This window comes from Streptomyces sp. NPDC001617 (assembly GCF_053596855.1).
This window is the reverse complement of record NZ_JBSFHA010000027.1, coordinates 60624-83016: the sequence shown is the minus strand read 5'-3', so window position 1 is coordinate 83016 and position 22393 is coordinate 60624. Positions and strand designations below refer to the sequence as shown.

General features: G+C 71.8%; 21 protein-coding genes. 10 read left to right on the top strand and 11 right to left on the bottom strand.

What is annotated here, in order from left to right:
* From cbiE to cobC, 5 genes are read left to right on the top strand one after another with little or no spacing between them, the layout of a single operon-like run.
* Positions 1-1242, top strand: a complete 1242-nt coding sequence (gene cbiE / locus ACWC09_RS21665; protein ID WP_450852228.1) for a precorrin-6y C5,15-methyltransferase (decarboxylating) subunit CbiE — start codon at positions 1-3, stop codon at positions 1240-1242.
* Positions 1239-2963 (top strand): precorrin-3B C(17)-methyltransferase, encoded by a 1725-nt coding sequence (gene cobJ, locus ACWC09_RS21660; RefSeq protein ID WP_450852196.1) that lies wholly within the window; start codon positions 1239-1241, stop codon positions 2961-2963. Before cbiE ends, cobJ begins: the two co-directional genes overlap by 4 nt.
* On the top strand, positions 2960-3562 hold the full coding sequence (locus ACWC09_RS21655) for a precorrin-8X methylmutase (protein WP_450852195.1): 603 nt from the start codon (positions 2960-2962) through the stop codon (positions 3560-3562). The genes cobJ and ACWC09_RS21655 overlap by 4 nt, the downstream gene beginning before the upstream one ends.
* A complete protein-coding gene (locus tag ACWC09_RS21650) occupies positions 3559-4488 on the top strand; it encodes a sirohydrochlorin chelatase (protein ID WP_450852194.1) in 930 nt (309 codons plus the stop codon). The genes ACWC09_RS21655 and ACWC09_RS21650 overlap by 4 nt, the downstream gene beginning before the upstream one ends.
* The gene (gene cobC / locus ACWC09_RS21645; protein ID WP_450852193.1) at positions 4478-5545 is read left to right on the top strand and encodes an Rv2231c family pyridoxal phosphate-dependent protein CobC; all 1068 of its coding nucleotides are present in this window, start codon (positions 4478-4480) and stop codon (positions 5543-5545) included. The genes ACWC09_RS21650 and cobC overlap by 11 nt, the downstream gene beginning before the upstream one ends.
* Here the strand turns inward: cobC and ACWC09_RS21640 are convergent.
* The 8 genes from ACWC09_RS21640 to ACWC09_RS21605 all read right to left on the bottom strand — a co-directional run bounded on the left by ACWC09_RS21640 (position 5493) and on the right by ACWC09_RS21605 (position 14471).
* Positions 5493-7337, bottom strand: coding sequence for a DUF2264 domain-containing protein (locus ACWC09_RS21640; protein WP_450852192.1), 1845 nt, complete (start codon positions 7335-7337; stop codon positions 5493-5495). The genes cobC and ACWC09_RS21640 overlap by 53 nt on opposite strands.
* Positions 7334-8380, bottom strand: coding sequence for a LacI family DNA-binding transcriptional regulator (locus ACWC09_RS21635; RefSeq protein WP_450852191.1), 1047 nt, complete (start codon positions 8378-8380; stop codon positions 7334-7336). The genes ACWC09_RS21640 and ACWC09_RS21635 overlap by 4 nt, the downstream gene beginning before the upstream one ends.
* 46 nt (positions 8381-8426) lie before the next feature.
* A complete protein-coding gene (locus ACWC09_RS21630) occupies positions 8427-10064 on the bottom strand; it encodes an extracellular solute-binding protein (RefSeq protein WP_450852190.1) in 1638 nt (545 codons plus the stop codon).
* 17 nt (positions 10065-10081) lie between these two features.
* Entirely contained in the window at positions 10082-10969 is an 888-nt protein-coding gene (locus tag ACWC09_RS21625) for a carbohydrate ABC transporter permease (protein WP_450852189.1), read from the bottom strand.
* On the bottom strand, positions 10966-11820 hold the full coding sequence (locus ACWC09_RS21620; protein WP_450852188.1) for an ABC transporter permease: 855 nt from the start codon (positions 11818-11820) through the stop codon (positions 10966-10968). Before ACWC09_RS21620 ends, ACWC09_RS21625 begins: the two co-directional genes overlap by 4 nt.
* A gap of 184 nt (positions 11821-12004) precedes the next feature.
* The gene (locus ACWC09_RS21615) at positions 12005-12946 is read right to left on the bottom strand and encodes an SCO1860 family LAETG-anchored protein (protein ID WP_450852187.1); all 942 of its coding nucleotides are present in this window, start codon (positions 12944-12946) and stop codon (positions 12005-12007) included.
* A 220-nt stretch (positions 12947-13166) separates the two neighbouring features.
* Positions 13167-14258 carry an amidohydrolase family protein gene (locus ACWC09_RS21610; RefSeq protein ID WP_450852186.1) on the bottom strand — a complete coding sequence of 364 codons (1092 nt, stop codon included), beginning with the start codon at positions 14256-14258 and terminating at the stop codon, positions 13167-13169.
* Between the two features lie 30 nt (positions 14259-14288).
* Positions 14289-14471: a hypothetical protein gene (locus ACWC09_RS21605; protein WP_450852185.1), complete on the bottom strand. Its 183-nt coding sequence runs from the start codon at positions 14469-14471 to the stop codon at positions 14289-14291.
* Positions 14472-15424: 953 nt separating this feature from the next.
* On the opposite strand from ACWC09_RS21605, the gene ACWC09_RS21600 reads away from it, so the two are divergent.
* From ACWC09_RS21600 to thpD, 5 genes are all read left to right on the top strand, one after another.
* A complete protein-coding gene (locus tag ACWC09_RS21600) occupies positions 15425-15952 on the top strand; it encodes a DinB family protein (RefSeq protein ID WP_450852184.1) in 528 nt (175 codons plus the stop codon).
* Positions 15953-16269: 317 nt separating this feature from the next.
* The gene (gene ectA / locus ACWC09_RS21595) at positions 16270-16797 is read left to right on the top strand and encodes a diaminobutyrate acetyltransferase (protein WP_450852183.1); all 528 of its coding nucleotides are present in this window, start codon (positions 16270-16272) and stop codon (positions 16795-16797) included.
* 65 nt (positions 16798-16862) lie between these two features.
* Positions 16863-18134, top strand: coding sequence for a diaminobutyrate--2-oxoglutarate transaminase (gene ectB / locus ACWC09_RS21590; RefSeq protein WP_450852182.1), 1272 nt, complete (start codon positions 16863-16865; stop codon positions 18132-18134).
* A gap of 30 nt (positions 18135-18164) precedes the next feature.
* Complete coding sequence (locus ACWC09_RS21585; RefSeq protein WP_450852181.1) at positions 18165-18599, top strand: ectoine synthase; 435 nt, start codon at positions 18165-18167, stop codon at positions 18597-18599.
* A 7-nt stretch (positions 18600-18606) separates the two neighbouring features.
* Entirely contained in the window at positions 18607-19503 is an 897-nt protein-coding gene (thpD, locus tag ACWC09_RS21580) for an ectoine hydroxylase (protein WP_450852180.1), read from the top strand.
* A gap of 39 nt (positions 19504-19542) precedes the next feature.
* Here thpD and ACWC09_RS21575 read toward each other — a convergent pair whose 3' ends face one another.
* The 3 genes from ACWC09_RS21575 to ACWC09_RS21565 form a co-directional block, all read right to left on the bottom strand.
* Complete coding sequence (locus ACWC09_RS21575; RefSeq protein WP_450852179.1) at positions 19543-20538, bottom strand: maleylpyruvate isomerase family mycothiol-dependent enzyme; 996 nt, start codon at positions 20536-20538, stop codon at positions 19543-19545.
* Positions 20539-20563: 25 nt separating this feature from the next.
* Positions 20564-21169, bottom strand: coding sequence for an RNA polymerase sigma factor (locus ACWC09_RS21570; RefSeq protein WP_450852178.1), 606 nt, complete (start codon positions 21167-21169; stop codon positions 20564-20566).
* Positions 21170-21296: 127 nt separating this feature from the next.
* The gene (locus ACWC09_RS21565) at positions 21297-22352 is read right to left on the bottom strand and encodes an aminotransferase class V-fold PLP-dependent enzyme (RefSeq protein ID WP_450852177.1); all 1056 of its coding nucleotides are present in this window, start codon (positions 22350-22352) and stop codon (positions 21297-21299) included.
* Positions 22353-22393: the final 41 nt, after the last annotated feature.

Genomic DNA, 22393 nt, shown 5'->3' with positions numbered 1-22393 from the left:
CTGATCACGGTCGTCGGTACGGGGACGGGGGCGCCGCTCCCGGCCGACGTACGGGAGGTGCTGGCGGGGGCCCGGCTGGTCGTCGGCGGGCGCCGGCACCTGGCCGCGGCTCCGGTGCCGGACGACGCCGAGCAACTCGTCCTCGGTCCGCTGGCGCCGGCGCTGGACGTCGTCGAGCGGCACCTGGAGAAGGAGGGCCGGGTGGTCGTGCTGGCCTCCGGCGACCCCGGGTTCTTCGGGATCGTACGGGTGCTGGCGGAGCGGTTCGGGCCGGAGCGGCTGGAGGTGCGGGCGGGGGTGTCGTCCGTCGCCGCCGCGTTCGCGCGGGTCGGGTTGCCGTGGGACGACGCGGTGGTCGTGAGCGCCCATGGGCGGGAGCTGCGGACCGCGGTGAACGTGTGCCGGGCGCGGGCGAAGGTGGCGGTGCTGACGGGGCCGGGGGCGGGGCCCGCGGAGTTGGGGGCGGCGTTGCCGCACACCTCGCGCACTCTCGTCGTCGCCTCCTCGCTCGGTTCCGAGAACGAGCGCGTGGAGTGGGTCACGCCTGCCGAGGCCGCGGTACGGGACTGGGGATCGGACGTCAGTGTGGTGCTGTGTCTCGACGAACGGCAGGTCCTCGGCGGTGTGCGTACCGTCGCCGGAGCGCCGGCCGGGCCCTCCCCATGGGCCCTGGACGAGACCGAGTTCGCCCATCGCGACTCGATGATCACCAAGTTCGAGGTGCGGGCCCTGGCGCTCGCCCGGCTCGGGCCGCACCTCGGTGAGCTGGTGTGGGACATCGGCGCGGGCTCCGGTTCCGTGGCCGTGGAGTGCGCGCGGTTCGGGGCCGCCGTGGTCGCCGTGGAGAAGGCGGCGGACGGCGTCGAGCGGATTCGCGCCAACGCCCTCGCCCACGGCGTCGACGTACAGGTCGTGCACGGCTCGGCGCCCGCCGTGCTGGACGGACTCGACGATCCCGACGCCGTGTTCGTCGGCGGTGGCGGGCGCGAGCTGTCCGACATCGTCACCGCGTGCGCGCACCGCGCCCGGCGGACCGTCGTCGTCGCCCTGGCCGCGCTGGACCGGGTGCCGGCGGTGCGCGAGGCGCTGACCGGTGCCGGGTTCGACTGCGACGGGGTGCTGCTGCAGTCGTCGCGGCTCGCGCCGTTGCCCGGGGACGTGAGCCGGCTCGCGGCCACCAACCCCGTGTTTCTGTTGTGGGGAGTCCGAACTCCCGCCTCTCGTGAAGGAGTTGCCCAGTGATCGGCCTGATTTCCGCCACCTCGGCGGGGGCGGCGGCGCGCGACCGGCTGGCGGCCGCGTGGCCGGACCGTACGCGCGTGTACGAGGGTCCCGTCGGGGACGCCGTACGGTCCGCGTTCGCGGAGTGCGAGCAGCTCGTGTGCTTCCTGGCCACGGGGGCGGTGGTACGGCTCGTGGCGCCGCTGCTGGGTGACAAGAAGACCGACCCGGGTGTGGTGTGCGTCGACGAGGGCGGACGGTTCGCCGTGTCGCTGGTCGGCGGACACGGGGGCGGCGCCAATGAACTCACCGCAGAGGTCGGGGAGTTGCTGGGGGCGCAGCCTGTGGTGACGACGGCGACGGACGCGGTGGGCGTGCCGGGGCTGGACACGCTCGGGTTCCCCGTCGAGGGCGATGTCGCGGGGGTCTCCCGGGCTCTGCTGGACGGTGAACCAGTGGCGTTGAAGGAGGAGTTGGCCTGGCCGCTGCCTGCTCTGCCGGTCTCCACCGAAGGTTCGTACGCCATCCGCCTGTCGGATCGTGCCGTCGAGCCCGGCGACAACGAGGTCGTTCTCCGGCCCCCGTCCCTCGTGGTCGGCGTGGGCGCCTCCAAGGGAGCCCCCGCCGACGAGGTCCTGGGCCTCATCGAGACCGCCCTCCACGACGCCGGCCTCTCCCCCGCCTCCCTCGCCGAGCTCGCCACCGTCGACGCCAAGGCCGACGAGCCCGGGATCGTACGGGCCGCCGAGCGGCTGGGGGTGCCCCTGGTGACGTACTCCGCCGAGGAGTTGGCGTCGGTCGAGGTGCCCAACCCCTCCGACGCCCCGCTGGCGGCTGTCGGCACGCCGTCCGTCGCCGAGGCCGCAGCCCTCGTACGTGGGGGTGAACTCCTCGTCCCCAAGCGGAAGTCGGAGCGGGCCGACGGACAGCCGGCGACGGCGACCTGCGCCGTCGTCCGACGCCCCGCCCGCGGCCGCCTCGCCGTCGTCGGGCTCGGACCCGGCGCCCGCGACCTGCTCACCCCGCGCGCCAAGGCCGAACTGCGGCGCGCCTGCGTGCTCGTCGGCCTCGACCAGTACGTCGACCAGATCCGCGACCTGCTGCGCCCCGGCACCCGCGTTCTGGAGTCGGGGCTGGGCGCCGAGGAGGAGCGGGCCCGTACCGCCGTCGCCGAGGCGCGGCGCGGACAGGCCGTCGCGCTGATCGGCAGCGGGGACGCCGGCGTCTACGCCATGGCCTCGCCCGCGCTCGCGGAGGCGTCGGACGACATCGACGTGATCGGCGTTCCGGGCGTGACCGCGGCACTCGCCGCCGGGGCGATCCTCGGCGCGCCGCTCGGCCACGACCATGTCTCCATCAGCCTCTCCGACCTGCACACGCCGTGGGAGGTCATCGAGCGGCGGGTGCGCGCCGCGGCCGAGGCGGACCTCGTGGTCACCTTCTACAACCCCCGTTCCAGGGGCCGGGACTGGCAGCTGCCGAAGGCGCTGGCGATCCTCGCCGAGCACCGGGAGCCGACGACGCCGGTCGGTGTCGTACGGAACGCGTCCCGGCCGGACGAGTCCAGCCGTCTGACGACCCTGGCCGCCCTCGACCCGGCGACGGTCGACATGATGACGGTCGTGACCGTGGGCAACACGGCGACCCGCGACATCGCGGGGCGTATGGTGACGCCGCGCGGCTATCGCTGGCAGGCTCCATCGATCAGTGGCTCCGCCACAGGCCCGGAGGGCGCCCGGTGAACCGTGTGATCCACCCCATCGAAGTGGAGTCCTACCGGCGCCTGCGCGCCCGTCTGGACACCTCGCACTTCCCGCCGCTGACCCGGGCGGTGGTGGAGCGGGTCATCCACTCCGCCGCCGATCTCGACTACGCCGGCGATCTCGTCATGGACGAGGGCGAGTTGGAGAAGGCGCACGCGGCGCTGCACGCCGGTGCGCCCGTCGTCGTGGACGTGGAGATGGTGGCCGCGGGCATCACGCGCCGCGAGACCGTCTGCCGTCTGCGGGACGCCAAGGCCGAGGAGGGGCTGACCCGTTCGGCGCACGCGATACGCCTCGCCTACGAACAGGTCGGGCCCGGCGCCCTGTGGGTGATCGGCAACGCGCCCACCGCGCTGGAGGAGTTGCTGACCCTGGACGCCTCCCCCGCGCTCGTCATCGGCCTGCCCGTCGGCTTCGTCGGCGCGGTCGAGTCCAAGGCCGCGTTGCGCGAGAGCGGGCTGCCCGCGGTGAGCAACGTGTCCGAGAAGGGCGGTTCGGCGGTCGCCTCCGCCGCGCTCAACGCCCTGCTGTACCACCCCGTTCCCCACCCCGAATCCCTCGACAAGGAGACCTCGTGACCACCCCGCCGCCCGCCCTGCTCATCGCCGGTCATGGCACCCGGGACGATGCCGGAGCCGAGGCGTTCCGCGACTTCGTACGGGAGTTGGGCCGCCGCCATCCCGAACTGCCCGTCGCGGGCGGCTTCATCGAGCTCTCGCCGCCGCCGCTCGGCGAGGCGGTCACCGAGCTGGTGGAGCGGGGCGTACGCCGTTTCGCCGCCGTACCGCTGATGCTGGTGTCCGCCGGGCACGCCAAGGGCGACATCCCGGCGGCTCTCGCCCGCGAGAAGGAACGGCACGCCGGGATCTCGTACACCTACGGCCGCCCCCTGGGCCCGCATCCGTCCCTGCTCGCCGTCCTGGAGCGACGCCTGGACGAGGCGCTCGGTGGCACCGCGCGCACGCCGGAGGACCGGGCCGACGTGACCGTGCTGCTGGTCGGGCGCGGCTCGACCGACCCGGACGCCAACGCCGAGGTGTACAAGGCGGCGCGGCTGCTGTGGGAGGGGCGCGGTTACGCGGCTGTGGAGACGGCGTTCGTGTCGCTCGCGGCGCCGGACGTGCCGAGCGGCCTGGACCGCTGCGTCCGGCTCGGCGCCCGCCGGATCGTCGTCCTCCCCTACTTCCTCTTCACCGGCATCCTGCCGGACCGGGTGAAGCAGCAGACCGAGGGCTGGGCGGCCGCGCATCCGGCGGTCGAGGTGCGGTCGGCCGAGGTCATCGGCCCGGAGCCGGAGCTGCTCGACCTGGTGATGGAGCGGTACGAGGAGGCGGTGAAGGGCGACCTGCGGATGAACTGCGACTCGTGTGTGTACCGGATCGCGCTGCCCGGGTTCGAGGACAAGGTCGGTCTGCCGCAGCAGCCGCACTTCCACCCGGACGACGACGGCCACCATCACCACCACGGGCACCACCACCACGGCGGACACGCCCATGCACACTGACAGAAGCTCCCATGATCTGCGGCACCACGGTGACGTGGAAGTGCGGGACGACGGCGCGCGGCTGGTCGACCTCGCCGTCAACGTCCGCGCGGACACGCCCCCGGCCTGGCTGCGGGCCCGGATCGCCGAGTCGTTGACCGGCCTGGCCGCCTACCCGGACGGCCGGGCCGCTCGCGCGGCGGTGGCGGCACGGCACGGGCTGCCGGTGGAGCGGGTGCTGCTGACAGCGGGCGCGGCGGAGGCCTTCGTGCTGCTCGCCCGCGCCCTGAAGGTCCGTCAACCCGTCGTCGTGCACCCGCAGTTCACGGAACCGGAGGCGGCGCTGCGGGACGCCGGCCACACGGTGGACCGCGTACTCCTGCGCGAGGAGGACGGCTTCCGCCTCGACCCGGCGGCGGTCCCCGAGGAGGCCGACCTCGTCGTCATCGGCAACCCGACGAACCCGACGTCCGTCCTCCACCCGGCCGAGTCGATAGCCCAACTCGCGCATCCGGGGCGGACGTTGGTGGTGGACGAGGCGTTCATGGACGCGGTGCCGGGCGAGCGGGAGGCACTGGCCGGCCGGACCGACATCCCCGGTCTGGTCGTCCTGCGCAGCCTCACCAAGACCTGGGGCCTGGCCGGTCTCCGCATCGGCTATGTCCTCGCCGCTCCGGAGACCGTCGCCGACCTGGAACGCGCCCAGCCCCTCTGGCCGGTCTCCACCCCGGCACTCGCCGCAGCCGAGGCCTGCGTCGGCTCGCAGGCCCTCGCGGAGGCGGCCCACGCGGCCCACCGCATCGCGGCCGACCGGGCCCATCTGGTCGCAGGGCTGGGCGAGTTCGCCCCGGACGGACTCCGGGTGGTGGAACCCGCCGAGGGCCCCTTCGTCCTCGTACGACTGCCGAGGGCGACGGCCGTCCGCCGCCATCTGCGGGACCTGGGCTTCGCCGTACGACGAGGCGACACGTTCCCGGGACTCGGCGAGGAGTGGCTGCGCCTGGCGGTACGGGACCGGCCGACGGTCAACGCCTTCCTGCAGGCCCTGGACCAGGCGATGACGCTGGCGGACCGCTGAGACGCGGCACCCGTTCGCGGGTGCCGTCCGGAAAGCACACCTGAACGGTGCCGTCGGCCTCGACCGTCGCGCTCGCTCCCGCGACGACGGGGTCCACGCCCAGGACGACCAGGGTGACCAGGAGCGGACCGGTGCCTTCGAGGACCGGGGTCGCGGAGTGCCGTCCGCAGGCGTTGGCGTCGAGGGCGTGTACGACGGCGCCCTCGGCGTCGCCCCAGCCGTGCAGGCCGACGAGCGCGCTGGTCAGTCCGTCGGCACGGCGGGCCGTGGCGCGGCCCGGTCCGCTCTCGGCCACCGGCGGCGCGGAGTCGTCGGCGATGGCCCAACCACCCTCCCGTACGGGCGTGTTGGCGCCCGCGTCGATCCGATGGACCCTGATCTCCCAGGGCCCGTGCACCACACTGACGGTCTCGACACCCCCCTCCTGCCAGGACCCGGCACGACGCCCTTCGGCGCCCAGCGGATGGATGCGCCCGCGCTGGGACGGCGTCCCGTCGGGGGCGAGCAGGGCGATGTGGTTGTCGGGGCCCGTCGGAGTGTCGGGGGCGGTGGCGGTGGAGTAGGCGAGCTTCGCGTAGTGCGGGCTGTCCTCGTCGGTGGCCGGCGGGGGCGGCAGCCGATCACTCCCGTGGTTGACGAGCCGTACGATCCCGTCGGCCGCCGTGGAGTGCAGCAGCCAGCCCGGGGCCGGCAGGGCGAGGGTGGTGTCGGCCGTGTCGACGGGGCCGGGCTCCTCGGGGGCCGTCCACACGGGGTGGCTCTCGGGCAGGAGCAGCCCGAGGAAGGCCTTGCTCGCCCAGTACGGGGAGGCGGGGCCCGAGTAGCGCTGGGTGACCGGGAGGAAGGGCCGGTACCAGCCGAGCGAGAGCAGACCCTGCTCGTCGGGGACCCCGCGTTCGGTGAAGTGCTTCAGTGCGCCCGAGGCGAGACGCCGGGTACGGCCGGGCGACAGCGGGGTGGCGTCGGCGAGGGCGCCGGCCCACAGCGGTGCGGCGGCCGCGAACCGGTACGTGAGGGACCGCCCTTGATGGACCGGAGCGCCGTCGGAGCCGAAGAAGTACTGGTGCACGCCGAGGAATGCGTGCAGCCGCGTGCGGTGCCGGGCGACCGTGTCGGGGTCGGCGCGCGGGCCCGCGATCCGCGCCCAGAGCACCGGGTAGAGGTGCAGCGCCCAGGCGTTGTAGTAGTCGAACTTCCGCCCGTCGCCGTCGGTGTACCAGCCTCCGCCGCGGTACCAGTCGTCCAGCCGGGCAAGCCCCGCGTCGATCTCGGCCCGGCAGTGCGGAGCGCCGACCGAGGCGAGGAACTCCTCCGCGATGACCTGGAAGAGCCGCCAGTTGGAGTCGTTGACGTCGGCACCGACGAAGTCACCGAGCCAGTGCGCCACCTGCTCACGCACGCGGTCGTCGAGGTGGTCCCACAGCCACGCACGAGACTCGTGCAGGGCGATGGCCAGGGAAGCCGCCTCGACCATGGGCTGGGCGCGAGCGGTGATGGGCGGCCAGTGCTCGGGGTGGTGCGGGTCGGTTCCGGCGGCGAGCCCGGTGGCGTACCGCTCGATGAGGGCGGGGCTCACCCGGCCGCCGGAGCCCGCGATGCGGAAGGAAGCGAGCAGGAAGGAGCGGGCGTAGCCCTCCAGCCCGTCCGACCAGGGGCCGGAGTGGCTGGGCGGACCGGGCAGCCGGAACTGGGCGAAGTGCGGGGTGGCGTACGGGAGCAGCCCGTCGAGGAGCCGGTCGGCGGTCGTCTCCCAGTGGGCACGCGTCCAGCCGGTGAAGGGCGACAGGGTCATACGGTTTTGGGCCCTCCCACACTTCGACGTACGACGATGTGCGTGCCGAGCAGGTGGTGACGGGCAGCAGCGTTCTCCGGATCACGCAGCGCGATCCGCACGGCCGCCCGCCCGAGTTCCTCGGCGGGAGTACGCACCGTCGTGAGCGGTGGATTGAAGTCCTCGGCGAGCGGAATGTCGTTGTAGCCGACGACGGAGAGGTCACCGGGCACACTCAGCCCGGCATCGGAAATGGCTCGCAGTGCACCCGCGGCGACCATGTCGTCCCCGGCCACCACCGCGGTGAACTCCCGTGTCTCCTTGAGGAGTTCCGCCATCGCCCGCAACCCGGCCGCCCGACCGAGGCCGCAGTCGACGACATACCCTGCGTCGTCCGGCAGACCGTGCTCGGCGAGCGCCGCACGGTATCCCGCGACACGCGCGTCCAGCGCCGTGTTGCCGGGCAGCCCGCCGAGAAAGACGATCCGCCGATGCCCCGCCGACAGCAGATGCGCCGTGACCGCCCGCGCTCCGGCCTCGTTGTCGAACTCCACGACCAGCGCCGGGATCTCGGGGTCGGGTGAGGGTCTGCCGCACAGCACGAGCCGCGCCCCGGAGGAGTCCAGCGCCTGTGCGTAGTGGGCGACCCGCTCCCGATACGCGTCGTCCTCGACCACCCCGCCCACCAGGATCACCAGCCGCGCCCCCTCCTCCCGCATCAACTGCACGAACTCCATCTCGCGCTGCGGATCACCACCGGTCGCGCCCACCACGCACAGCCACCCCCGGTCGGCGGCCTCGGCCTCCACCCCCTCGGCGACCTGGGCGTAGAAGGGGCTGGTCACCTGGCGTACGACGACCGCGGCCATCTTCCGGCCGCCCCCCACCAGCGCCCGGGCGTGCGCGTTGGCGACATAGTCGAGATCGCGCGCGGCACGCAGCACCCGGGCGCGGGTCGCGGCCGGTACCGGATGGTTCCCGCTCAGCGCACGCGAGGCCGTGGCGATGGACACGCCCGCCCGCTCGGCGACCTCCCGGATCGTGACCCGCCCCTTGCCCGCCATACCGTCGTCTCCCCTCCCCCGTGTCGCCTGTTCCGCCCCAGCGGCGTCAGGTGTTGGCCGCATAGTCCTTCGCATACTCCTCGGCCATTCTGTCGCCGCCCCTGGCCCGCCATTTCCTCACGGTGGCGTCCCACTCCGACAGCGGCAGCCGCCCCGCGACGATCCCGGTCACGGTGTCGTCGAGCAGCGCCTTCAGGGTCGTCCCCTGGGCGTTGTTCGTGGCGGACTGCAGACCGTAGGAGGCGTTCCGTATCGCGTACGGCACCGTCTTCCGCTGCCAGGCGTGCAGCGCCCGTACGGCGTCCGGCATCCCCGGCACGAACAGCACCTGCGGGCCTTCGGCGAGGTACTTGAGCGGCAGGTTGGTGTTGTTCTCGACATCGCCCAGCCCGGTCGGCTCGGGCGAGCCGTCGGCGCCCCGGGTGAAGTGGGTGCCCTCGACGCCGTAGTGGACGAGTTCCCACTCCTTGCTGCCGAACGGGGCGGCGAGGTAGTCGAGGACGCGCAGCAGCAGCTCGATGCGCTCCTTCTTCGCCTTCTTGAGGATGGTGTAGCCGAAGGACCGGCGCGCGGCGACGATCCCGCCGGGGGTGCCGTCCACGCTGTACGGGAGTGCGGCGGCCGGGGTCAACTTGCCCTTCGAGTCGAGGTACTTGGGCAGATACGCGCCGAAGCCGTCCTGCATCGAGCCGACCGTGCCGTTGTAGTAGAGGGTGGTCAGGTCGATCTGGGAGACGGACGTGGAGTCGGGGTAGTAGGAGCCGGCCTTGCGCAGCCCCGTCTGGAAGGCGATGGCCGCCTTGTAGCGCTCGTCGGCACAACCCGGCTGGAAGACACCGGACTTGGTGACCGCCCATCCCTGGGGCGCGTGGTGCGCGGCGGAGTGCACGGCGTTCCCGAACAGCGAGCCCTGCGCGGCGCCGAGCGCGTACGTGTGACCGCTCGTCGCCTTCTTCGCCACGGCGGCGAAGTCCTCGGACGTCCAGCCCGCCTTCATGCCCGCCTCGGTGAACATCCGCTGGTTGATCCAGAGCGTGGAGCCGGGCAGCGGACGCTCCAGCGGGATGCCGTAGATCCGGCCGCCGATACGGCCCATGTCGCGCCAGGCGTGGGTGGGGATGTTGGCGAGGTTGGGGTAGTCGGCGACCGCCGCACCGGACAGATACGGCGTGAGGTCCTCCGCCCGCGTCTGCACGAACTGCGCCTCGCGCGGCAGCACGAACCCGGAGAACATGTTGATGACGTCGGGCAGAGCGTCGGCGTCCCCGGCCATCACCGTGGCCATCTTCTTCTGGTAGTCGGCCTGGGAGATGATCGTGTACTCGATCTTCACGCCGAGTGCCTTTTCCACGGCGGCCCAGAACCGGTTGGCGGAGGCCGGCTTGGGCGGTACGCCGAAGGACACCGACATGACCTTGACGGTCGAGCCGTCGCCCGGGGTGCGGGCGACGGACCGGACGAGGTCGGCGGGGTAGGCGGTGTAGCCGGCCTGGACTCCGGCCTCGGTGGGGGCGAGGTCGGGCTGCGGGCCCTTGGCGGGGCGGTAGGCGGGCCAGGGGGCCAGTTTCTTGCCGGCGTTGGAGACGTCTCCGCCGCCGGAGCTCGTGGAGCAGGCGGTCAGCACGCCGGGGAGGGAAGCCGCGGCCACGGACGCGATCAGGGTACGTCGGGACATGCTGGGCATGGGTGAATCACCTCGTGTCAGCTCTTGATGGCGCCGGTGAGCACGCCCTTGGTGAAGTACTTCTGCAGGAAGGGGTAGACGACCAGGATCGGCACGGTGGCGATCACCAGCACCGCCATCTGCACGGTCTGCGGCGCGGTGACCGTGCCCTCGCCCGTGGTCGCGTCGGTGAGTCCGGAGCCGGCCACCACATAGGTGCGCAGCACCTGTTGGAGAGGCCAGTGATCGCTCTCCAGGTAGAGCGAGGCGTAGAACCAGGAGTTCCAGTAGGCGACCGCGTAGAAGAGGCCGACGACGGCCAACGCGGCCTTGGACAGGGGCAGTACGACCGACCGCAGCACCCGCCAGTCCCCCGCGCCGTCCAGTCGCGCGGCCTCGTACAGCTCTTCGGGGATGCCCTGGAAGAAGCCACGCAGGACGACGAGGTTGAAGACGTTCACCAGCACCGGGAAGATCAGCGAACCGTAGTTGTCCAGCAGTCCCAGGTCCTTGACCAGCAGAAAGCTCGGGATCATGCCGGGCGGGAACAGGAACGTGAACAGGATCAGGAGCAGCACCGGTCTGCCGCCGAAGGCGCCGGGGCGGGAGAGCGCGTAGGCGAGGGTGATCGTGCAGGCGAGGCTGAGCAGGGTGCCCACGAGCGTGACGCCGACGCTGACTCCGAGGGCGTGGGTGACGATGCCGCCGTCGAGGATGTCGCGATAGGCCTTGAGCGTCGGGTGCGTCGGCCACAGGACCCAGCCGCCGTTGTCGACCACCTCGTCGGTGGAGGCGAGGGACGTCGAGACGATGACGAGGAACGGCACGCAGACCAGCAGTACGACGGCGGTCAGGGCGACGCCTTTGCCTGCCTGTGTGACGGGCCTCGGCTTCTCCATCCAGCCGGGCCGGGCATGGGCGCTCATCGGTAGACCCCCTGTTCACCGAGACGGTGGGCGACCTTGTTGGCGGCGTAGACGAGGAGCGCGCCGATCACGCCCTTGAACAGGCCCGCGGCGGCGGCGAATCCGTAGTCGCCGCCGACGATGCCCTGGTAGTAGACGAAGGTGTCGATGACCTCCGAGGCCTGCGGGCCGACCGCGTCCCGCTGGAGCAGCATCTGCTCGAAGCCGACGGAGAGGATGTCGCCGAGCCGCATGATGAGCAGCAGCACGACCACCGGGCGGATGGCGGGCAGGGTGATGTGCCAGAAGCGCCGCCAGGGGCCCGCGCCGTCGATCGCGGCGGCCTCGTACTGCTGCTCGTCGACCTGGGCGAGGGCGGCGAGGAAGATGATCGTGCCCCATCCGGCGTCCTTCCAGACGACCTGGGCGACCACGAGGGGCTTGAAGGCGTCGGGGTTGCCGATGATGTCGACGGTGTGCAGGCCCATGCCGTTCAGCGAGGAGTTCAACAGACCTGTGTCACCGAGGAGTTGCTGGAAGAGGGCGACCACGATCACCCATGAGATGAAGTGCGGCAGATACGCCACCGACTGCACGAACCGCCGGACGCTGGTGTGGGTCAGGCTGTGCAGCAGCAGAGCGAGGGCCAGGGGCACCGGGAAGTAGAAGACCAGCTGGAGGAGCGCGATCCAGAGGGTGTTGAGGACGGCCGCCCAGAACTCGCCGTCCTGGAACATCCGTTGGAAGTTGCCGAGGCCGACCCAGGGGCTGCCCCAGAGGCCGTCGAAGGGCACGTACTCCTTGAACGCGATGACGTTGCCGGCCAGGGCACCGTAGTGGAAGAGCAGGAAGTAGGCGAGGCCCGGAAGCATGAGGAGGGCGAGGGTGAGCGAGCTCCGGCTCTGAAAACCTTTTCGGGCCAAGGGTCCCCCTCACGTCTTGAAGTCGGAGTGAGGGGAAGTTAAACGTTTTCAGCAAGATGGGTCAACAGCCCTGACAGAAAAGGCTTTCCACCGTCTGTCAGGGCTGTGCCTCGACCGTCCGGGACCGCCGGTGTCAGCTGCGGCCGCGGCGCGCCAGCGCCACCGCTCCCCCGCCCGCCGCGACCAGGGCGACCGCGCCGCCCGCGAGGTACGGCGTGAGCGAACTGCCTCCGGTCTCGGCGAGGTCGGCCTCCTTGCCGGAAGCGCCCTGCGCCTTCACGCCACCGGAGTTGCCGGGGTCACCGGGGGCGCCGGAGGGGTCGGTGCTCGCGCCGCCCGGCGTCGAGGCCGCCGCGGCCGGTGCCTCGCAGGTCGCCTCGGCCAGCGTCAGGGTGCCCTCGACCTCGGCCACGTTGAGCTTCAACGGGTTGACGGAGACCTTGAGTTCGAGCGCGGTGGCGGCGGCCGTACGGGACGTGGTCTCCCGCTTGGACAGGTCGAGGCGGACCTCGCCGATGCCGGGAACCTTGACGTCGGTGGTGCCGCCGGTCGTGACGGTGACCTTCTTGCCGAGGACGTTCACCGCGCCGAGAAGGTCGGATTCGGCGACCGGGGCCTTGCCCGCCTCGCAGGTCGCCTTGGAGGTGACCTGGCCGATCTCGATCAGCGACAGCAGGGGCAGGCCGGGGACATGGAGCCTGGCGTGGGCGAGGTTGGTGTAGCCCTCGGCCTTGGCGGCGGTGACGGTCGCCTTCGAGGTCGCGACTTCGGCGTCCAGGACGCTGAAGGGCTTTCCGCCGTCCACGCCGTTCAACCGGGCGGTGAGCGCGGTCTTTTCGGCACTCCGTGGCGCCTCGACCTGGTTGAGCGAGACCGCGAGCGGGACGTTCACGGTCTTGTTGAGCAGGGACACGTCGAGCCCGGTGCGCAGGACGACGGCGCTCGCGCGACCCTGGTCACCGGTCGCGTGCGCGGCACCCGCGCCGGCCACGGCCGCGGGACCTGCGGCCAGGGCCGTGGCCGCCGCGACGGTGGCGAGACGGCGTGCGGGCATGCGGAAGTTCTTGCCGTTCAAGGTGGGGACCCCTCAGAGGAGACTTGCTCGGGACCCGCCAAGAATTACGCACGACGAGTGAACAGACGGCATTCCAGCGCCAGTTCACCCCAAGGTGCGTTCCGCGTGAACATTTTCGAATCGGTCGGCACAGGCGTTCCACTTCTTCACCGCCGTACCGCCTTCTGTCCGAGTACGGCGGTTGACCTACCGGCGCACGAGACGGCGCACAGCGCGTCAACTAGCCGATCACCCTCCCGTTCAGCACTACCCGCTGCGGGGCGGCCAACACCCGTACGTCGGCCCGCGGATCGGCCGCGTACACGATCAGGTCGGCCGGTGCCCCCTCCTCGAGGCCGGGCCGCCCGAGCCACTTGCGCGCACCCCACGCCGTCGCCGACAGGGCCTCGACGGCCGGGATGCCGGCGGTGACCAGCTCGGCGACCTCGCCCGCGACCAGGCCGTGGGCGAGGTGGCCGCCGGCGTCGGTGCCGACGAACACCGGGATCCCGGCGTCGTAGGCGTTGCGGACGGTGTCGTAGCGGCGTTCGTGCAGGCGGCGCATGTGGGCGGCCCACTCGGGGAACCTCTCCTCGCCGCCCGCCGCGAGCTGCGGGAAGGTGGCGATGTTGACGAGGGTCGGGACGATGGCGACACCGCGCGAGGCGAACAGCGGGATCAGGTCGTCCGTCAGACCGGTCGCGTGCTCGATGCAGTCGATGCCGGCTTCGACCAGGTCCTGGAGGGAGTTCTCGGCGAAGCAGTGCGCGGTGACGCGCGCGCCGATGCGGTGGGCCTCCGCGATCGCCGCCTCCACCGCGTCGCGCGGCCAGCTGGGGGCCAGGTCGCCCACCTCGCGGTCGATCCAGTCGCCGACCAGCTTGACCCAGCCGTCGCCGCGCCGGGCCTCCTGCGCGACATGGGCGACCAGGTCCTCGGGCTCGATCTCCCAGGCGTAACCGCGCATGTAGCGGCGGGTGCGGGCGATGTGCCGGCCGGCGCGGATGATCTTCGGGAGGTCCTCGCGGTCGTCGACCCAGCGGGTGTCCGAGGGCGAACCCGCGTCGCGGATGAGGAGGGTGCCCGCGTCCCGGTCGGTCAGCGCCTGCTTTTCGGCGACGTCCTGCTCGACCGGCCCGTGCGGGCCGAGCCCGACATGGCAGTGGGCGTCGACGAGGCCGGGCAGGGCCCAGCCCTCGACGGTACGGACGTCACGGGCGCCGACGGGACGGTCGTACGAGATCCGGCCGTCGACCACCCACAGCTCGTCCCGGACCTCCTCGGGTCCGACCAGGACCCGGCCCTTCACGTGCAGCACCGTGCGATCGCTCATGGACTGCACCTTAACCAGCCGCTGAGAGGGTCACTGCTCCCAGGGCTGCGGCCGTTCGAAGCTCAGCATGCGCACGTCGAAGAGGACCGCGGCCTCGACGCCGAAGGCGGGGCCACCGCGGCGGGCCACCCGGGTCAGGAAGTCGTCGGCACCGCCCGCGACGGCAGTCGACTGTGAGGTGCGGTGCTTCTTGGCCGAGTCGAGCGGGGTCATGGAGGTCCCCGTCGGGGGTTTCGCCCCCGTCGCCCTTACCCGTCCCCTCCCCAGGGGCTCCGCCCCTCCGACCCCACCACGGGCGCCGCCCCTTCGACCCCACCACGGGCGCCGCCCCTTCGACCCCACCACGGGCGCCGCCCCTTCGACCCCACCTGGGGCGCCGCCCCTGAACCCCGGCGGGGACTGCGTCCCCTGCACCCCGCTTCCGGGGGCCGACCCCCGCTCCCCGCACTCCGCCCCCCGGCCCCCAAACCCCAGCTCCCGGCCCCCAGCTCCTGGCTCCCGGCGCCCCCAGCTCCTTACTCCTAGGTCCCGGCACCCGGCACTCCGCTCCCGGCTCCCGGACCCCGGACCCCGGACCCCGGCCGGGACCTCGGCTCCCGACTCCCGGACCCTGGCCCGAACCCCGGCACCCGGCACTCCGCCCCCGGCCCCCAGACCACAGCTCCCGGCACCCGGCACTCCGCCCCCGACTCCCGGCCCCTGGCCCGAACCCCGGCACCCGGCTCCCTGCACTCCGCCCCCGGCCCTCAGACCCCAGCTCCCGGCACCCGGCACTCCGCCCCCGACCCTCAGACCCCAGCTCCCAGCTCCCCGCACTCCGCCCCCGACCCTCAGACCCCAGACCCCGGCACCCGGCACTCCGCCCCCGGCCCCCAGACCACAGCTCCCGGCTCCCCGCACTCCGCCCCCGGCCCCCAGACCCCAGACCCCGGCACCCGGCACTCCGCCCCCGACCCTCAGACCCCAGCTCCCGGCTCCCCGCACTCCGCCCCCGACCCTCAGACCCCAGCTCCCGGCTCCCCGCACTCCGCCCCCGGCTCCTCGGGGGTCCGGGGGTCGCCCCCCGGGCCCGCGCTCCTCAGGCGCCGGAGGGGCTGGAATCCTCTGATGCCGGAGGGGCTGGATTCGACCTTCCGATGTCAGTCCCCCGTGCCATGCTCCCCCGCATGACGACCAACACACCCCACACCCTCCCCGACGGCCGCCCCATCCCCCACCTCACCGGCGACGAGCGGCCCATGCTGGACAGTTGGCTCGACTTTCATCGGGCCACGCTGGAGCTGAAGTGCAAGGAACTGGACGACGCGCAGGTGCGGTTGGCGGCGGCGGAGCCGTCGGCGCTCACGTTGCTCGGGCTGGTGCAGCATCTTGCCGAGGTCGAGCGGAACTGGTTCCAGCGCGTGGTGGCGGGGCTGGACGTGCCGCCGGTGTACGGGGACGGGAACGGGTATGCCCTCGATCCGGCACGTGGGCTCGACGAGGCGCTGGACGTGTGGCGGCGGGAGATCGCCCGGGGACGGGAACTGTGTGCCGGGCGGTCGCTCGACTACGTCGGGCGGATCAGCGACGGGTTCATGGCCGGGATCGATGTGAGTCTGCGATGGGTGCTGATTCACATGATCGAGGAGTACGCCCGGCACAACGGCCACGCGGATATCCTGCGCGAGCGTATCGACGGGGTTACCGGGACCTGAATTCGAGATAATCAGGCATCCGGTTTTCAGAGAATTCCCGAGGCAGCTTCCCGTATTCTTCTGCCCGCTTTCTCCGAACCTAAACGCAAAGATTTCGCGAACACCACCGGGGGTAATTCGGGCAGATCTCGTGAGGGTTACACGGCTGTGACGCGTTACACATCGAGCCCGTTTTGTGCGGTATTTCCGGCACAAAACGGGCTCTTTTGGCGCCCCGCCACTCCCCTACTCGCGCCCGCGCGATAACACATGCCCAGCCCCTACGTAACCCCATCCGGCCATGCATTTTTGAATTCTCATCGGTAAGTTCAATTCGCATGACTGCCGCACAAGCAGACCCAGCAGCACCGCAAGCAGAACTGCAAATCGACCGCCCGTCCGTGACGGACGGCGCCGCGCTGTGGCGGATCGCGCGGGACTCGAAGGTGCTCGACCTGAACTCGTCCTACAGCTATCTGCTGTGGTGTCGCGACTTCGCCGCCACCTCGGTCGTGGCGCGTGACGGGCGCGGCGAGACCGTCGGCTTCGTCACCGGCTACCTACGGCCCGAGCGCCCGCGCACCCTGCTGGTCTGGCAGGTCGCGGTGGACGAGGCCCACCGGGGCCGGGGGCTTGCGGCCGCGCTGCTCGACGGGGTGGTCGCGCAGTCGTCCGCCGAGCACCGGATCACCGCCGTCGAGACCACCATCACGCCCGGCAACACCGCGTCCGAGCGCCTGTTCACGTCGTTCGCCGAGCGGCACGGCGCCGGCGTGGAGCGCGAGGTGCTGTTCGACGCGGGCCTGTTCCCCGACGGGCCGCACGACCCCGAAGTCCTGTACCGCATCGGTCCCCTCTCCCTCTGACACCCCCGACCGAAGCCCACTGACGACCCCCACGCACTCCCCCACGCAACGAGGAGCGATTCGTCGTGACCATCACCCAGCCCGACCTCAGCGTCTTCGAGACACTCGAGTCCGAGGTGCGCAGCTACTGCCGCGGCTGGCCCACCGTCTTCGACCGTGCGCACGGCAGCCGTATGTACGACGAGGACGGCCACGAGTACCTGGACTTCTTCGCCGGGGCCGGCTCACTCAACTACGGCCACAACAACCCCGTCCTGAAACGGGCGTTGATCGACTACCTGGAGCGCGACGGCGTCACGCACGGGCTCGACATGTCGACCACCGCCAAGCGCGCCTTCCTGCAGACCTTCCAGGATCTGGTGCTACGGCCGCGGGATCTGCCGTACAAGGTCATGTTCCCCGGGCCGACCGGGACCAACGCCGTGGAGTCGGCTCTCAAGCTCGCGCGGAAGGTGAAGGGGCGCGAGGCCATCGTGTCGTTCACCAACGCCTTCCACGGCATGTCGCTGGGCTCGCTCGCCGTCACCGGCAACGCCTTCAAGCGGGCCGGTGCCGGGATTCCGCTGGTGCACGGCACGCCCATGCCCTTCGACAACTACTTCGAGGGCACGGTCCCCGACTTCCTGTGGTTCGAGCGGCTCCTGGAGGACCAGGGGTCGGGGCTCAACAAGCCGGCCGCCGTGATCGTGGAGACCGTGCAGGGCGAGGGCGGCATCAACGTCGCACGGCCCGAGTGGCTGCGGGCGCTGTCCGAGCTGTGCGAGCGGCAGGACATGCTGCTGATCGTCGACGACATCCAGATGGGATGCGGGCGGACCGGTGCGTTCTTCTCCTTCGAGGAGGCGGGCATCACCCCGGACATCGTCACCGTGTCCAAGTCCATCAGCGGCTACGGACTGCCCATGTCCCTCTGCCTGTTCAAGCCCGAGCTGGACATCTGGGAGCCGGGTGAGCACAACGGCACCTTCCGCGGGAACAACCCCGCGTTCGTCACGGCCACCGCCGCCCTGGAGGCGTACTGGGCGGACGGGTCCGTGATGGAGAAGCAGACCCGGGAGCGCGGCGAGCAGGTCGAGCGGGCGCTCGCCGCCGTCGCCGAGGAGAACCGCGCCGACGTCAAGGAGTACCGCGGCCGCGGCCTCGTGTGGGGCATGGAGTTCCACGACAAGGAGCGGGCCGGGCGGATCGCCCACCGCGCCTTCGAACTCGGGCTGCTCATCGAGACGTCGGGCCCGGAGAGCGAGGTCGTCAAACTGCTGCCCGCGCTCACCATCACCGCCGACGAACTGGACGAGGGGCTCAGCGTCCTGGCCCGCGCCGTCCGCGAAACCGCCTAGCACCATCTACCGAGGAGGAAGTGCAGCACCGTGATCGTCCGTTCGTTCAAGGAGATCGAAGGCACCGACCGGCATGTGCGGTCGGCGTCCGGCACCTGGGAGAGCAAGCGCATCGTCCTGGCCAAGGAGCGGGTCGGGTTCTCCCTCCACGAGACCGTCCTGTACGCGGGTACGGAGACGTCGATGTGGTACGCGAACCACATCGAGGCCGTCGTCTGCGTCGAGGGCGAGGCAGAACTCACCGACCACGAGACCGGGAAGACGCACTCGATCACCCCCGGGACCATGTACCTCCTCGACGGACACGAGCGGCACACGCTGCGCGTCAAGGACGACTTCCGCTGCCTCTGTGTCTTCAACCCGCCCGTGACCGGCCGGGAGGACCACGACGAGAACGGCGTCTACCCTCCCCCAGATCCAAAAGACTGGGGGGACCCCCAGCTCACCGAGCCCGAGGAGGTGTGAGACCACCATGACCACCACGTCCACCGTCACCGATCTCTATCCCAGCCGCGGCACCACCGAGGTGTCGACCCCGCGCCGGGACCCCGTCGTCTGGGGCCCCCTCGACACGCCGGGCCCGATCCCGTCCGACGGTCTCCGGTCGTTCGAGCGCGACGGCTTCCTGGCCATCGACCAGCTCATCGCACCGGACGAAGTCGACGTCTACGCACGGGAGTTGGAGCGGCTCACCACCGACCCGGCGATCCGGGCCGACGAGCGCTCCATCATCGAGCCGAAGTCCAAGGAGATCCGCTCCGTCTTCGAAGTGCACCGGATCAGCGAGGTGTTCGCGAACCTGGTGCGGGACGAGCGGGTCGTCGGGCGGGCGCGGCAGATCCTCGGCTCGGACGTGTACGTCCACCAGTCGCGGATCAACGTCAAGCCGGGTTTCGGCGCCAGTGGCTTCTACTGGCACTCGGACTTCGAGACCTGGCACGCCGAGGACGGCCTGCCGAACATGCGGACGGTGTCCGTCTCGATCGCCCTGACCGAGAACTACGACACCAACGGCGGACTCATGATCATGCCGGGCTCGCACCGGACGTTCCTCGGCTGTGCCGGTGCCACGCCCGAGGACAACTACAAGAAGTCGCTGCAGATGCAGGACGCGGGCACGCCGTCCGACGAGGCGCTGACCGAGATGGCGAGCGCGTTCGGCATCAAGCTCTTCACGGGCAGGGCCGGTTCGGCGACCTGGTTCGACTGCAACTGCATGCACGGCTCCGGCGACAACATCACGCCGTTCCCGCGCAGCAACGTGTTCATCGTGTTCAACAGCGTGGAGAACAAGGCGGTCGAGCCGTTCGCGGCGCCGGTACGACGGCCTGAGTTCATCGGGGCGCGGGACTTCACGCCGGTGGGGTGAACGCCCTGATGTGAGCGGGCACTTGAGGAGCGGGCGGCGTCACAGCCATGCGAGTGACGCCGCCCGCTCCAGTACGTTCCGTACGGCGCCCGCGTCGCCCGCCTCCCGTCGCGGCACCTCCTCGGGGGCGTACCGGCCACCGACCAGCAGACAGAAGTCGACTGCATCCAGGGCGAGTTCGGCCCGCACCGGGTCGGAATCGGACCCCAGGACCCACTGCTCGCCCCCACTGATCTCGAACAGCACCGGCGCCGCGCCCGGCCCCAGCGCGAGCCCGAGAATCCGTACCGCCAGGCGCACCAGCCGGTCCAGGTGCGCGGCGGGTGGCGGCGGTACCGCGAGACCGAGGGCGCGGCCGATGTCGTCGGCGTGGATCCACGTCTCGAAGGCCCGCACCACGAAATGGTCGGCGACGGGCAGCCGTACGCCCATCAACATCGTCGCTCCGGCGGCGAGTTCGACGTCCCGGGCCTCGGGCGAGGCGAGCAGGGCATCGGCCTGCGCGGCCCAGTCGGCGACGGTCTCGTCGGGCGTACGGCCGTGCTCGTGCGCGATGACCTCGGCGGTACGCCGGTTCCAGGCGTCCACCCAGTCCCCCACCGCCTCCTCCGCACCGCCCGCCACCCGCGCCCCGACCCCGAGCCGCCCCGCGAGGGGCTCGTCGGCCGCGAGCAGATGGGCGACGGTGGCATGCACGTCCCAGTCGTGCACGACGGGCGTCGACCAGCGGCCCTCCGCCTCGGGCAACAACGCCTTGAGGCCGGCGACCGCGGCGGCGTAGGGGGCGGCGTGCGGGGCGACGCGGGGCGCGGGGGGACGGGCTCCCAGGAGAGAGGCCGACGGGGCCTGAGAGGCGACATCGTTCACCGGCGGCCCGTCCAACAGCCGTACGATCTCCCGCAGTTGTTCCGCCTCCGCCGCACAACTCGCGCACTCCGCGAGGTGCAGCGGTACCGCCTTCTCCTCGGCGGACGGCAGGGCGCCGAAGGCCCAGGCGGCCAGCAGGTCGCGAACGCCGTCGTGGTCGGTGGTCACCGGGAGCCTCCTTCCCTTGTCGCCATCATGCGCCCCTTTCCAGTGCGGGGTCCGGAGGGTCGGCCAAAGACTCGGCCAAGGTGCGTAGAGCCGTGCGCAGTCGCGTCTTGGCGGTGCCTTCGGGGATGCCGAGTTCGACGGCGGCCTGGCGGTAGGTGCGGCCCGCGAAGTAGGCGAGGTGCACCACCTCCCGCTGGGGCTGCGGGAGCTCGGCGAGGGCGCTGTGCAGGAGGAGGGAGCGTTCGCGGTCGACCACCGTCTCGTCGGGGCCCGGCGCGGCGTCCGGGATGGCGTGCAGTGCGGAGTCGTCGGCGTGGGCGTCCTTGCGGTGCCGGGCCTCGCTGCGCACCCAGTCCACGGCCCGCCGATGGGCGAGCACGGACAGCCAGGTGCGCAGCGAGCCCCGGCGCGCGTCGAAGGCGTACGGCCTGCTCCACAGCTGGGCGAAGACCTCCTGCGCCACGTCCTCGGCGGCGCCCGGGCTGTGCGTGACCCGCACGGCGATCCGCCGCACCAGCCCGCCGTACGCCCTGTACGCCTCGGCCAGCGCGGACTCGTCCCCGTACACGAGCCGCCGGTGCAGCTCCGCGTCGGTGAGCTGCGCTACGGGGGTACCGCCCGTGGACTCCACATGCCCTTCCTAGCGTCCCGGAAGGGCTCGCGCCAGTGGCAGGAGCCTTCCCGCGGCTTCCGGCCGAGGCAGCACAGGCCCGGCACGCCCCACGGAGCCCTGGCGCGCCCCTTGCGCCGGGCGTCCCCTAGGCGGACAGCACATCCAGCAGGCGGTCCACGTCGGCGGCCGTGTTGTACAGATGGAAGGAGGCCCGCAGGTTGCCCGCGCGGTCGGAGACCTCGATTCCGGCGCCGCTCAACTCGGGCTGGCGGTGGCCGAGTCCGGGCACGGAGACGATCGGCGAGCCGGGCGCGGGCAGGGGCTGGTGCCCCAGGTCGGCCAGTCCCGCACGGAAGCGGTCGGCGAGGGCCAGGTCATGTGTTCGCACCGCGTCCACGCCGAGTTCCTCGATGAGGGCGAGGGAGTGCCGCGTACCGGTGTAGGTGAACAGGGCGGGGCTGACGTCGAACCGCCGGGCGGAGTGCGCGAGTTCCTGGACGGGGCCGTAGCAGCTGTCCCACGGGATCTCGCCGGACACCCAGCCGGCCAGGATCGGCGTCAGCGCGCCGAAGTCCTCGGGCACCACCAGGAAGGCCGCTCCGTGCGGGCCGAGCAGCCACTTGAAGGTGGTGGAGACGGTGTAGTCGAACGCGTCGGCCTGCACGGGCAGCCAGCCGGAGGCCTGCGAGTAGTCCACGTACGTACGCGCACCGTGCGTGAGGGCCGCCTCCCGCAGCGCGGCCAGGTCGGCGATCCGTCCGTCCGCGGACTGCGCGGCACTGACGGCGACGAGCGCGGTGCCGGAGCCGACGGACTCGACCAGCCGCTCCAGCGGCACGGCACGCACCTTGAGGTCGCCGCGCGTGTGGAACGGGTTGACGACGGCGCTGAAGTCACCCTCGGCGGTGAGGACTTCGGCGCCGGCCGGCAGCGACGCGGCGACCAGCCCGCTCTGCGAGGAGACGGACGCGCCCGCCGCCACCCGGGACACCGGGACGCCGGCCAGCCGCGCGAAGGAGGCGCGAGCGGCCTCCACGTCCGCGAACAGGGGGTCCAGCGGCAGGCCCTCGGCCCGGATTCGCACGGCCTCGTGCAGGGCGGTCACGGTACGGGCCGGCAGCAGCCCGCTGCTCGCGGTGTTCAGGTAGATGTTCTTGGGAGTGAACTCGGCACGGACGAGGCTCTCGAAGGTCGTCTCCATGGGTTCCACTGTGGGGCCGGGAGAAGTCGTGGTCCATTGCC